13 protein-coding genes and 1 pseudogene are annotated in these 12470 nt (G+C 70.6%); 11 read left to right on the forward strand and 3 right to left on the reverse strand.

The genetic code is table 11. The annotated features are described in order from the left end of the window. Positions 1-39 precede the first annotated feature (39 nt). From O1G22_RS03480 to O1G22_RS03520, 9 genes are all read left to right on the forward strand, one after another. A complete protein-coding gene (locus O1G22_RS03480) occupies positions 40-1365 on the forward strand; it encodes an L-fuconate dehydratase (protein WP_270079914.1) in 1326 nt (441 codons plus the stop codon). Next, positions 1358-2260, forward strand: a complete 903-nt coding sequence (locus O1G22_RS03485) for an amidohydrolase family protein (protein ID WP_270079915.1) — start codon at positions 1358-1360, stop codon at positions 2258-2260. The genes O1G22_RS03480 and O1G22_RS03485 overlap by 8 nt, the downstream gene beginning before the upstream one ends. Beyond that, a complete protein-coding gene (locus O1G22_RS03490; protein WP_270079916.1) occupies positions 2251-2688 on the forward strand; it encodes an RbsD/FucU domain-containing protein in 438 nt (145 codons plus the stop codon). The genes O1G22_RS03485 and O1G22_RS03490 overlap by 10 nt, the downstream gene beginning before the upstream one ends. Then, entirely contained in the window at positions 2685-3728 is a 1044-nt protein-coding gene (locus tag O1G22_RS03495; protein ID WP_270079917.1) for a zinc-dependent alcohol dehydrogenase, read from the forward strand. The genes O1G22_RS03490 and O1G22_RS03495 overlap by 4 nt, the downstream gene beginning before the upstream one ends. After that, the gene (locus O1G22_RS03500; protein WP_270079918.1) at positions 3725-4486 is read left to right on the forward strand and encodes an SDR family oxidoreductase; all 762 of its coding nucleotides are present in this window, start codon (positions 3725-3727) and stop codon (positions 4484-4486) included. The genes O1G22_RS03495 and O1G22_RS03500 overlap by 4 nt, the downstream gene beginning before the upstream one ends. Then, entirely contained in the window at positions 4483-5115 is a 633-nt protein-coding gene (locus O1G22_RS03505) for a bifunctional 4-hydroxy-2-oxoglutarate aldolase/2-dehydro-3-deoxy-phosphogluconate aldolase (RefSeq protein ID WP_270079919.1), read from the forward strand. The genes O1G22_RS03500 and O1G22_RS03505 overlap by 4 nt, the downstream gene beginning before the upstream one ends. Then, positions 5112-6200: a sugar kinase gene (locus tag O1G22_RS03510; RefSeq protein ID WP_270079920.1), complete on the forward strand. Its 1089-nt coding sequence runs from the start codon at positions 5112-5114 to the stop codon at positions 6198-6200. Before O1G22_RS03505 ends, O1G22_RS03510 begins: the two co-directional genes overlap by 4 nt. A 61-nt stretch (positions 6201-6261) precedes the next feature. Continuing rightward, a complete protein-coding gene (locus tag O1G22_RS03515; RefSeq protein ID WP_270079921.1) occupies positions 6262-7275 on the forward strand; it encodes an aldo/keto reductase in 1014 nt (337 codons plus the stop codon). Further along, positions 7266-7973, forward strand: coding sequence for a FadR/GntR family transcriptional regulator (locus O1G22_RS03520; protein ID WP_270079922.1), 708 nt, complete (start codon positions 7266-7268; stop codon positions 7971-7973). Before O1G22_RS03515 ends, O1G22_RS03520 begins: the two co-directional genes overlap by 10 nt. A gap of 196 nt (positions 7974-8169) precedes the next feature. Here O1G22_RS03520 and O1G22_RS03525 read toward each other — a convergent pair whose 3' ends face one another. The 3 genes and pseudogenes from O1G22_RS03525 to O1G22_RS03535 all read right to left on the reverse strand — a co-directional run bounded on the left by O1G22_RS03525 (position 8170) and on the right by O1G22_RS03535 (position 9810). After that, the gene (locus O1G22_RS03525) at positions 8170-8730 is read right to left on the reverse strand and encodes a beta-galactosidase trimerization domain-containing protein (protein WP_270086311.1); all 561 of its coding nucleotides are present in this window, start codon (positions 8728-8730) and stop codon (positions 8170-8172) included. 14 nt (positions 8731-8744) lie between these two features. Next, positions 8745-8956: pseudogene (locus tag O1G22_RS44495) on the reverse strand (fumarylacetoacetate hydrolase family protein); the annotation flags it as partial. Between the two features lie 56 nt (positions 8957-9012). Next, entirely contained in the window at positions 9013-9810 is a 798-nt protein-coding gene (locus O1G22_RS03535) for a FadR/GntR family transcriptional regulator (protein ID WP_270086312.1), read from the reverse strand. Between the two features lie 338 nt (positions 9811-10148). On the opposite strand from O1G22_RS03535, the gene O1G22_RS03540 reads away from it, so the two are divergent. Together O1G22_RS03540 and O1G22_RS03545 are read left to right on the forward strand one after the other, a co-directional pair. Beyond that, positions 10149-11510, forward strand: coding sequence for an ABC transporter substrate-binding protein (locus tag O1G22_RS03540; RefSeq protein WP_270079923.1), 1362 nt, complete (start codon positions 10149-10151; stop codon positions 11508-11510). Next, entirely contained in the window at positions 11507-12421 is a 915-nt protein-coding gene (locus tag O1G22_RS03545) for a carbohydrate ABC transporter permease (protein WP_270079924.1), read from the forward strand. The genes O1G22_RS03540 and O1G22_RS03545 overlap by 4 nt, the downstream gene beginning before the upstream one ends. The last annotated feature ends 49 nt before the right edge of the window (positions 12422-12470 follow it).

Genomic DNA, 12470 nt, shown 5'->3' on the forward strand with positions numbered 1-12470 from the left:
GGGACCGATTGCCCCTTGCCCCTCACAGGAGTTGCCGCCATGTCCTCCACCGTGCCCTCATCCGCCCGCATCACCGCCCTGGACGTCCTGGACGTGCGGTTCCCCACCTCCGAACACCTCGACGGCTCGGACGCCATGAACCCCGAGCCCGACTACTCCGCCGCCTACGTGGTCCTGCGCACCGACGCCGGCGACGGGCTGGAGGGCCACGCCCTGGCCTTCACCACCGGACGCGGCAACGACGTGCAGGCCGCCGCCATCGCGGCGCTCGCCCCACACGTGGTCGGCCTGTCGGTGGAGGAGGTCTGCGCCGACCTCGGAGCGTTCTCCCGCTCCCTCGTGCACGACCCCCAACTGCGCTGGCTGGGACCGGAGAAGGGTGCCATCCACATGGCCACCGGCGCGGTGGTCAACGCCGCCTGGGACCTCGCGGCCAAGCGTGCGGGCAAGCCCGTGTGGCGCTTCCTCGGGGAGATGTCGCCCGAGGACCTGGTCGCGCAGGTCGACTTCCGCTGGCTCAGCGACGCCCTCACCCCCGCGGAGGCCCTGGACATCCTGCGCCGTGCCGAACCGGGCCGCGAGGAGAGGATCGCGCGGCTGCTGGAGCGCGGCTACCCGGCCTACACCACCACGCCCGGCTGGCTCGGCTACTCCGACGAGAAGCTGGCCCGCCTGGCCCGCGAGGCCGTCGCCGACGGCTTCACCCAGATCAAGCTGAAGGTCGGCGCATCCCTGGAGGACGACGTACGGCGCATGCGCACCGCCCGCGCGGCGGTCGGCGACGGCATCCGCATCGCCGTCGACGCCAACCAGAGATGGGATGTCGCCCCCGCGATCGACTGGATGCGCGCCCTCGCCCCCTACGACCCGTACTGGATCGAGGAGCCCACCTCCCCCGACGACATCCTCGGCCACGCGGCCGTCCGCGAGGCGCTCAGCCCCATCAAGGTCGCCACCGGCGAGCACATCGCCAACCGGGTCGTCTTCAAGCAGCTCCTGCAGGCGGGCGCGGTGGACATCGTGCAGATCGACTCCGCGCGGGTCGGCGGCGTCAACGAGAACATCGCGATCCTCCTGCTCGCCGCCAAGTTCGGGGTGCCGGTCTGCCCGCACGCCGGCGGTGTGGGGCTGTGCGAGATGGTCCAGCACCTGTCGATGTTCGACTACGTCGCCGTCTCCGGCACCGTCGAGGACCGGGTCATCGAGTACGTCGACCACCTGCACGAGCACTTCGTCGACCCCGTCCGCATCATCGACGGCCACTATCTCGCGCCGACCCTGCCCGGGCTGAGCGCGCAGATGCTGCCGGACTCGCTGAAGGAGTACGCGTACCCCGACGGCCCCGTCTGGACGGCCCGTGTCTGACGCCCAGATCCTCGTAGACGCCCACCATCACGTCTGGAACCTTGATGTCCGGCCGCAGCCCTGGCTGGACGAACCCGGGCACGAGCCGCTCCGCCGCAACTTCAGTTCGCACGCCCTGCGCTCGGCCGCGACCCGGCCGATCGCCGGACGACGGCTGACGAGCACGGTGGTCGTCCAGTGCATCACATCCGTCCCCGAGACACGTGACCTCCTCGCCCTGGCCGACAGCGACCCGCTGGTCGGCGCCGTCGTCGGCTGGGCGGACCTGGCGTCCCCCGCGATCGGCGACGTTCTCGACGACCTGCGGACAGGGTCAGCGGGCCGGTACCTGCGGGCCGTACGGCACATCGTGCAGGGCGAGTCCGACCCGCACTGGCTCGGGCGCCCGGACGTCGAGCGGGGACTGCGGGCGGTGGGCGAACGGGGCCTCGGGTACGACCTGCTCATCCGCAGCCACCAGTTCCCCCAGGCGATCCGCCTGGCCGAACGCCTCCCCGGTCTTCCCCTGGTCCTCGACCACGCCGGAAAACCACCCATCGCCCGGCAGGACCTGGCCGACTGGGAGCGGGGCGTGCGGCGGCTGGCCGCGCATCCCCAGGTGCGGTGCAAGGTGTCGGGCCTGGTCACCGAGGCCGACCACGAGAAGTGGACCGTCGACGACATCCGGCCGGTGTGGGAGGTCCTGCTGGCGGCCTTCGGCCCCGACCGGCTGATGTTCGGCTCGGACTGGCCGGTCTGCGTCCTCGCCGGCGGCTGGAACCGGTGGGCGGCCACCGTAGAGGAACTCCTGGCCGGCTGCTCCGCCGCCGAGACCGAGGCGGTCCTCGCCGGTACCGCCAGCACGTTCTACCGCCTCGACCCCACTCGAAGCAAAGAGGGCACTCCATGCTGCTGACCGAACTCCTGCACCCGGGCATCCTCGAAGCCCTGGCGGGCGCCGGGCATGGAGCCCGCGTCCTGCTCGCCGACGGCCACTATCCGGCGAGTACGGCCACCGGCCCGCGAACCAGGACCGTCCATCTCAACCTGGCGCCGGGTCTGCTGGACGTCACCACCGTGCTCGACGTCCTGCTGCGGGCTCTGCCCGTCGAGTCGGCGCATGTGATGGTGCCGCCCGAGGGCGAGCCGGAGCCGCCGGCCATCGCCGAGTACCGCTCGATGCTGGCGCCCGTCCCCGTCGAGACGCTCGGCCGCTTCGAGTTCTACGACGCCGCCCGCTCACCCGACCTGGCCCTCGCCGTCGTCACCGCCGACATCCGCACCTACGCCAACCTGCTGCTCACCATCGGCGTCCGCGCTGAAGGGACCCTGAGAACACGATGACACTCGCAGTCCGCTACCTCGCCGCCCGCACCCTGGACACCGCGCCCGCTGAGAACCCGCCCCCCGGCCCCGGCCAGGTGGAGATCGCCCCCGCCTACGTCGGTATCTGCGGCACCGACCTGCACATCTTCCACGGCGACATGGACGCCCGGGTCGCCGCGCCCGCCGTCCTCGGGCATGAGATGTCCGGCCGGATCGTGCGGGTGGGTGCAGGAGTGGAGGGCTGGTCGCCCGGGGACGCGGTCACCGTGATGCCGCTGCGCTGGGACGACACCTGCCCGGCCTGCCAGGCGGGGCACCGGCACATCTGCCAGCACCTGGACTTCATCGGCATCGACTCCCCCGGCGCGATGCAGCAGCGCTGGGCCGTGCCCGCCACGACCCTCGTACGGCTGCCCGGCTCCCTCCCCCTGGACCACGCCGCCCTCGTGGAGCCCACCGCGGTCGCGGTGCACGATGTCGGCCGGGCCCAGGTCCGCGACGGCGAGAAGGCCGTCGTGGTCGGCGGCGGCCCTGTCGGCATCCTCATCGCCCTGGTCGCCCGGGCGGCCGGAGCCGACGTCCGGGTGGTCGAGCTGAGCCCTCACCGGCGGCGGCTCGCCGAGGAGCTGGGGCTGGCCACCTGGGATCCGGGCGCCGACGACGTGCCCGAGCTGGTCCGGCAGTGGACCGGCGACGCCGGTGCGGACGTCGCCTTCGAGGTCTCCGGCGCGCAGGGCGGAGTGGACACCGCCGTCGAGGTTCTCCGCGTCCGCGGCCGGTTGTGCCTGGTGGCGATCCACGCCCGCCCGCGCGAGGTGAACCTCCACCGCTTCTTCTGGCGTGAACTCACCCTCGTCGGCGCCCGGTTGTACGACCGCTCCGACTTCGAGAAGGCGGTCGCCCTGGTCTCCGACGGCACGATCCCGGCTGAGCGGCTGATCAGCAAGGTCGTGCCGCTCACCGAGGCGCCCGCCGCATTCGAGGCCCTGGAGGGCGGCGGCGACGTGATGAAGATCCTCGTGGACTGCACCGACGACGCCCAGGGAGCCGCCGTATGACCGCCTTCGACCTCACCGGGAAGCTCGCCGTCGTCACGGGAGCTCGGCGCGGTATCGGCCGGGCCATGGCCCGCGCGCTCGCCGAGGCCGGTGCGGACGTCATCGGCGTCAGCGCCTCACTGGAGGAGTCCGGCAGCGACGTGGAGAAGGACGTCCTGGCCGCGGGCCGTACCTTCGAGGCCATCCGCACCGACTTCGCCGACGCCGCCGCCGTCCGGGCCCTGGGCGCGGACCTCGCCGGGCGCGAGCGGCCGGTCGACATCCTGGTCAACAACGCGGGCACGATCCGCCGCGCCCCTGCCGCCGAACACCCCGATGACGAATGGGAGTTGGTCCTCCAGGTCAATCTCAACGCCCAGTTCACCCTGTCCCGCGCGGTGGGCGCGGCGATGGTGGCGCGCGGCCACGGGAAGATCATCTTCACGGCGTCTCTGCTCAGCTTCCAGGGCGGCATCACCGTCCCCGGCTACACCGCCGCCAAGCACGGCGTCGCCGGCCTGACCAAGGCCCTGGCCAACGAGTGGGCGCCGCACGGCGTCAACGTCAACGCCATCGCGCCCGGCTACATCGCCACCGACAACACCCAGGCCCTGCAGGACGATCCCGTCCGCAGCAAGGCGATCCTGGACCGCATCCCGGCCGCGCGCTGGGGCAGCGCCGACGACCTCGCGGGCGCCACGGTGTTCCTCGCCTCGGACGCCGCCGCCTACGTCCACGGCACCGTCCTGCCCGTCGACGGCGGATGGCTCGGCCGATGAGTGACACCGACCTGGCCTCCGTACTGGCCGGCGCCCGCGTCATGCCGGTGCTGACCGTGCCCTCCGCAGCGACCGCCGGCCCGCTGGCCGACGCGCTCGCGGCGGGCGGCGCCCGGTGCGCCGAGGTCACCTTCCGCACCCCTGACGCCGAGCAGGTACTCAAGACGATGGCCGCCCACGGCGGGCTGACGGTCGGCGCCGGTACGGTCCTCACGCCCGAGCAGGTGGACCTGGCCGTGGCGGCCGGGGCCCGTTTCGTCGTCTCTCCCGGCTTCGACGAGGCAGTCGTCGCCAGGTGCGGCGAGCTGGGGGTACCCGTGGTGCCCGGCATCGCCTCCGCCACCGAGCTGATGCGCGCGCTGCGGGCCGGCCTCGACACCGTCAAGCTCTTCCCCTCCGAGCCGCTCGGCGGCATCCCGATGCTGCGAGCCCTGGCGGCGCCCTTCCCGCAGGCACGATTCGTGCCGACGGGCGGCATCGACGCCTACCGCATGACCGCCTACCTCGCCGACCCGGCGGTCCTCGCCGTCGGCGGCAGCTGGATGGCCACCGCCGCCCATCTGGAACGAGGCGAGTACGAGGAGATCCGCCGGCTGACCGCCGAGGCCGTACAGAGGAGCGCGACGTGACCGACGTGGTGGCCCTCGGCGAGGTGATGCTCCGCTTCGACCCGGGCGAGGGCAGGATCCGCACCGCCCGCACCTTCCAGGTCTGGGAAGGCGGCGGCGAGTACAACGTGGTGCGGGGACTGCGCCGCTGCTTCGGCCTGCGCGCGGCTGTCGTGACCGCCCTGGTCGACAACGCGGTGGGGAGGCTTGCCGAGGACCTGATCCTCCAGGGCGGAGTCGAGACCTCCCTGATCCGCTGGGTGTCCGACGACGGTATCGGCCGCACCTCCCGCAACGGGCTGAACTTCGTGGAGCGGGGCTTCGGCATCCGGGGCGCACTGGGCGTCAGCGACCGCGCGGGCACAGCCGTATCGCAGCTACGCAAAGGGGATGTCGACTGGGACGCGGTCTTCTCCTCGGGGCCGCGCTGGTTCCACACCGGCGGCATCTTCGCCGGCCTGTCGGACACCACCGTGGACGTCGCGGACGAGGCCATGGCGGCCGCGCGGCGGCACGGTGTGACGGTCTCCTACGACCCCAACTACCGCCCCAGTCTCTGGGCCGGCCGGGGCGGCGCCAACGCCGCCCGCGAGGTCGACCTGCGGCTCGCCCGTCACGCCGACGTCGTCGTGGGTGCCCTGGGCCTGGCCGGACCGTACCCAGGGGCGCTACGGGTCGAGGCGGACGAGGTGCAGGACGCGCTCGCAGAGGTCGCGGGACACCTGCCCCAGGCCGAGGTGCTGGCGACGACCGTGCGCACCGTGCCCTCGGCCGGGGTGAACGACTGGTCCTCGGCCGCCTGGTCGGCCCGGACCGGCTGCGTGCGTGGCCCCGAGATGCCCGGTCTGCACGTCCTGGACCGCATCGGCTCCGGCGACGCGTTCGCGGCCGGACTGATCTACGGACTGCTGACGGGCGACGGCGGTGGCGCGGCGGCTCGCGCCAGGCCCGCGGCGACCCTCGATGCCGCCGGCCTGCAACGCGCTCTGGCCTACGGCACCGTCCACGGCGCACTGGCCATGACCACGCCCGGTGACGTCTCCATGGCCTCACTCGCCGAGGTCGAGGCGCTCATGGCAGGTGGCTCGGCCGCCGTCAGACGATGACCGGCCCTCGGCCGCCGTACCGAACCGCACTACCAGAGGGGCACAGTTGACACATCGGACCATGGGACACCGGAAGATCACGAACACCCGCGTCGAGCTCACGGCCCTCGGCTTCGGGGCCTCCGTGATCGGCAATCTCTACCGTGTCACCCCTCCTCACGACGCGCAGGCCGCGATCGAGGCGGCCTGGGAGTCCGGCATCCGGTACTTCGACACGGCACCGCACTACGGGCTCGGTCTCTCCGAGCGACGCCTGGGAGCCGCCCTGAGGGACCGTCCACGCGACGCGTACGTCGTCTCCTCCAAGGTCGGCCGCCTGCTCGTCCCCAACGAGCAGCCGCGCGGCATCGACACCGAGGGCTTCGTGGTGCCGGACGACCTGCGCAGGCAGTGGGACTTCAGCCGTGACGGAGTGCTCCGCTCCATCGAGGCGACCTTGGAACGCACCGGCCTTGACCGCCTGGACGTCGTCTACCTGCACGACCCCGACGACCACTGGAGACAGGCCGCCGAGGAGGCCATGCCGGCCCTCGCGGACCTCCGCGACCAGGGGATGATCGGCGCGATCGGCGCCGGTATGAACCAGTCGGCCATGCTCGCCCGCTTCCTGCGCGAGACCGCAGCCGACCTGGTCATGCTGGCCGGGCGCTACACACTCCTCGACCAGTCGGCTCTGGACGATGTCCTGCCCGCCGCGCGGGAACTCGGCAAGAGCGTCGTGGCGGTGGGCGTCTTCAACTCGGGGCTGCTCTCCCGCGACCGCCCCGCCGAGGGCATGAAGTACGACTACCAGGACGCCCCGCCTGCCCTGGTAGCCCGCGCTCGGGCGATCGCCGACGTCTGCGCGGCGCACGGCACGACCCTGCCCGCCGCCGCGATCGCCTTTCCGCGCACCCATCCCAGTATCATCAACATCACCCTCGGTATGCGGAATGCGGAGCAGGTTGCACAAAACGTGGAACTCCACGATCAGCGGATCCCTGAAGATCTCTGGGATGATCTCCGTGCCCGAGGACTGATCAGGTCGGACGTGCCCACGGCGAACGATCCCGGAAGGAGCTCGCAGTGTCTCTGACGGACAAGGCCATAGCGCAGATCCGCGAGCTGATCCGCACGGGAGCGCTGCCTCCGGGCTCCAAGCTGCCGCCGGAGCCGGACCTGGCAGCCCAGCTGGGTCTGTCCCGCAACCTGGCCCGTGAGGCGGTCAAGGCGCTGGCCGTCGCGCGGGTTCTGGAGGTCCGGCGAGGTGACGGCACGTACGTGACCAGCCTGCAGCCGAGCCTGCTCCTGGAAGGGCTCGGCGGAGCGGTGGAACTGCTGCAGGGCGACTCCGCCGCCCTGCAGGACCTCATGGAGGTGCGGCGTCTACTCGAACCGGTCGCCACCGCCCTGGCCGCCACCCGGATCTCCGACGAGCAGCTTGCCGAGGTCAAGCGGCACCTGGATGCCATGCGCGAGGCCCGCGACGACGTCGAGCAGCTCAACATCCACGACGCGGCCTTCCACCGCGCCGTCATCACGGCCACGGGCAACGAGACCCTGCTCACCCTCCTTGAGGGCATCTCCGGCCGCACTCTGCGCGCCCGCATCTGGCGCGGCCTGGTCGACACCCAGGCCGCGGGCCGGACCCTCGCCGAGCACGAGGCGATCTTCCATGCCCTGTCCACCCGCGACGCCTCCCTCAGCCAGGCCGCCGCACTGCTGCACGTGAGCAACACCGAACAGTGGCTCAGAGAACACCTGCGCTCCGGCCAGGCCCCTCCCCTTCGGTAGACGTCGATGACGCGCGGGCCGGGCGTGTCGTCGGTGAGGCGCAGTTCGCTCGGCCGGTCCAGGCCATTGCCGATCTGCGTCCAGTGCACGAGGTGAGTCCAGCGCGGGCTGCCGTCGTCATTGATGAGGATCTCCAGACAAGGGGCCTCGTGCTCCGGATGGTCTGCTGTTTCTTGCGCATGGTGGCCTTTCCAGGTCAGGGCTTGCGCAGCACCGCGCGGCCACCGGGCGGCACTTCGTGTGCCACGGCCCCGGTGAGCAGGTCGTGGGCGGGCTCCGGCAGGTGCAGGGCGGTGGTGCTGTGGTTGATCAGGACGTGCCAGCGGCGGCCGTCGGACGCCTGCCGGGTGACGGCCTCGACACCGGTCGGCAGACCTGGCAGTTCGGGCTCGATACCGGCCTCGTCGAGCAGCCGGCGGACCAGGGCGGCGTAGTCGGTCTCCTTCAGGCGGATCGAGAGGTACCAGCCCTGCCCGGTGCCGTAGCGATGCCGGGTGAGCGCGGGGCTGTCCGTGAGCATGCCGTGGGTGTAGGCGGCGAGCGTCTCCGCGCCCTCGGCGCGCACGGACTCGCTCCAGGCGGTGCCGTACGACCCGTCCGACAGGACGATCCGCTCCCCCTGCCGCAGCGGCCGGTACTCCTCGACGCGGATGCCCAGCGCCTCACGCAGCGGCCCGGCGGGATAGCCGCCCAGCCGGGCGTGCAGGCGCTCGTCGACGAATCCGCTCGCTTGCTGGACGCGTCGCCGACACCCCAGGTACCTGTGCCGTCACCCACGATGAGGGTTTTGCCAGTGCTGAGGGTGCCGATGCACTCCACCGTCATGGTGACCATGTCTCCGGGGGCCGGCGGAGGCGGATCCAGCCTCCCCCTGCGGCCCCAGAGCTCGGCGAGGTACCCGTGCCGCAGGTGCCGGAGCCGAGGAGGTCTCCGGGCCGAACCTCGGTGCCTCGGGCGGCGTACGCGGCCATCACCTTCTCGGTCGAGGGACGCAGTGTCGTTCTGGCTCCCGCCGGTCAGGTGGGAACCGAACACGACGCTATCCGAACAGGCGCCGCTGGATCTCCCGTCGGTAGTCTTCGAGTGTCCTGTCGAGATGTGCCGCCGTAGCCTCGGCCGCCTCGTCGGGCCGGCCGTCGCGAATGGCCCGGTAGATCACCTCGTGCTCCACGACCGCGGACTCGGTGCCATCGCCGAACATGTCATGGATCCCGATCGCGCTGGACTGCCGCTGCAGGCGTCGCGCGTCACGCACGGCGCTGACGAGGAAGGCGTTGTGCGAGGCCGCAGCCACGGCCCCGTGGAAGTCGTCGTCCGCCTGGTTGAACTCGTCGACCTGACCGTGGACGAATCCGTGCCGGCACTGCTGCACGGCCACCTCGATGGTCCGCAGCTCGGCGGGCGTGGCACGGGTGGCGGCCAGACTGCTCGCGGCCATCTCCTGAACCCTGCGGAACTCGAACAGCATGAGGACATGATCGAGGTCGACGGGGCGGAAGAAGCCGCCCCAGCGGCTGGTGACGAGCATGCCCTCGTCGTCCGCGACGAACAGTCCGCGCCCCTTGTGTGCCCGGACCCGGCCGAGCGCCGAAAGGATCTTCACGGCCTCCCGTACCACGGCCCTGCTGGTGTTCAGCCTCTGGGCCAGATCGTTCTCCGTGGGCAGCCGATCACCTGCCGCCAGACGAGCCTCGGCGATGAACTCAAGAATCCGCTCCGCCACGACTTCGTAACCGGGGCGGTAGTCACGCCGCTCGTCTGAGCCGTTCACCGCTGCTGCCGCAGTGGGAGAGGCCTGCGCCGGCCAGGCGGCTTCGGTCGCGGGCGTGTCGTTCATCTGTCCTGCCTTCGGGATGACTGCTACGAGGGCGGTTGATCGCTGTTGAGCTGTGCTCATCGTATCCCAACTCAATAATGAGTCGTACTCATCATGCGATGACATACACCGTAGAGTTGCCATCACGGTGGGCAAAATAAGGGATATAGGGGACTTTCTCCGGTGCAAATACGGGCATCAGTCGTAGATCACTGAGAAGAAGCCTGCTTACACCCTTGACGGATCCTCAGATAAGACGCCTAATTTCTTCCGCGACGGCAAGCGGGACGGCCGTCCGCCCATCCTCGCGCCACCTGCCCATCTGCTCGGGGCGCCTTGTGAAACCAGTGGAGTGGCACATGACCGTCGACAAGCCTTCGTCCGGCCCGGAGAGAGTGTCCAGCAAGAGGCGTGCGGCGTTGCTGGCCGGCTGCGCGGCCACCGCGGCGCTGACCCTGACTGCCTGCGGCGGCGGCACCACGGGTACGACGACCAAGGACGGCTTCGCCCAGGTGCCGCAGAAGGACGGTGCGTTGACGGTCTGGGTGGACGCGACCCGTGTGGAAGCCGCGAAGCTGTACCAGCAGCAGCACCCGCACGTGAAGCTGCACATCGTCACCTACGACGGCGACGCCAACGGCTCGAACTACCTCCAGACCAAGGTCCAGCTGTTCAACCGCACCGGCAAGGGCTGGCCGGACGTCGTGTTCAGCTCTCAGAACAACGAGGTGACCTGGGCGGTCGAGGCGGGCTTCGCCGCTCCGCTCAACAAGGGCCTGATCCCCACCGCGACCCTGGCCGACTTCGCCAGCGGCGCCAACGACGTCTGCACGGTGGACGGCACCGCCTACTGTCTGCGCAACGACCTCTCCCAGGCAGTGCTCTGGTACAACGCGCCGCTGCTGAAGAAGTTCGGCTACACGGTCCCCACGACGTGGGAGGACTACCAGCAGCTCGGCGAGAAGGTGGCCAAGGAGCACCCCGGCTACCTGGTGGGCGACGCGGGCGACTCCTTCACCCCCGAGATCTACCTGTGGGCGAGCAAGTGCGGCGCCAACCACGTCACCGGCCCGAAGGCCGTGTCGGTGAACACCTCCAGCGAGGCCTGCACCAAGATGGCCAGGCTCATGGACGTGCTGATCAAGAACAGGTCCATGTCCATCAGCGGGGTCTTCAGCACCGACTTCGGCAAGAACGAGGCCGCCAAGGTCCTGCTCATGCCGGGTCCGGCCTGGTACGGCGGCGCGCTGTTCGAGGGCACCTTCAAGACGCCGGCCAAGCAGATCGCCGCGGCGCCCATCCCGCAGTGGAAGGGGGAGACCGCGCCGTCCACCGGTAACGTCGGCGGCGGCACCTGGCTGCTGTCCCAGCACTCCGCGCACATCAAGGCCGCCACCGACTTCCTGAAGTGGGTCACCACCGACAACGCCTACCAGGGCGAGAAGGCGCCGGGCTTTCCCGCATACGCGCCCGCCGCCGGCACCTGGCTGAAGAGACAGGACGCCTCCGGCTACTTCAACGGTGACCTGAGCGCCCTCAAGGCCGCCTCCTCCCAGGTCTGGCCCGGCTGGGGCTCGGGGCAGTTCAGCCAGGAGGCGATCTGGGCCGCCACCGTCAAGCCCGGCCTGACCCAGGGCAAGAGCGTCGTCTCGATGCTGCCGGCCTGGAAGGACTCCATCGTCAAGTACGCCACATCCAACGGATACAAGGTCTCCCAGTGACCCTCACCCACTCCCCGGCAGGCTCTGCGACCCGGCGCCGTCGCGGCGCCGCCCGGCAGAGCCGGGCCGGTATGGCCTTCGTCGCCGCCTACGTGGTCTTGCTCGTCGCCTTCGGCGTCCTTCCGACCGCTTACGCGATCTACTTCGCCTTCACCGACGCCGGGGGCACGGTCACCGGCTTCGCCAACTTCGTCACCACGGCGCAGGACTTCCGCTTCCTGGACGCCGTGAGCCATGTCGCCGTCTACCTCGCCTTCTGGCTCCTGTCCCTGGTGGTGTTCGTGGTGGCCCTGGCGCTGCTGCTGCACCGCCTGGCCTCGGGTTCCGCAAGCAAGGCGCTGCGCTTCCTCTACTACATCCCCGGAGCGCTCGCCGGCGCGGCGAGTGTGCTGGTGTGGCTGTTCATGCTCGACCCGACCGTCAGCCCGGTCAGCTCGCTGCTGGGCGCGCTGGGGTTCCACACCTTCGGCGAGGTGATCGCACCCGGCAACCTGCCCCTGCTGTTCACGGTCATCGCGTTCTGGACCGGCGCGGGCGGCTGGATCGTCGTCATGTACGGCGCGCTCAACAACATCCCCGCGGACGTGATGGAAGCCGCGCGCATTGATGGCGCGGGTGCCTGGCAGACCGCCTGGCACGTGCAGATCCCGATGCTCCGCAAGTGGATCGTGTACATGGTGATCCTGGCTTTCGCGGGCGGCGCCCAGCTCTTCGTCGAACCGCAGTTGCTCTCCCTCGCCAGCGTGGGCGTGGCCGGACGCGACTACTCGCTCAACCAGCTGACGTACGACTTCGCCTTCCAGATGAACAACATCAACGGCGCCGCCGCGGTCTCGGTGGAGCTCCTGGTCGTCAGTGTGTCGGCCGCCGCCGTCTTCGTCGCACGGTCGGGGTTCTTCGATGCCGACTAGAACCTCTGGCAGTCGAGTCACCGGCACAGCGAACTCGGAACGGGAAGCG

The sequence above is a fragment of the Streptomyces camelliae genome (assembly GCF_027625935.1).
GTDB classification, from domain to species: domain Bacteria; phylum Actinomycetota; class Actinomycetes; order Streptomycetales; family Streptomycetaceae; genus Streptomyces; species Streptomyces camelliae.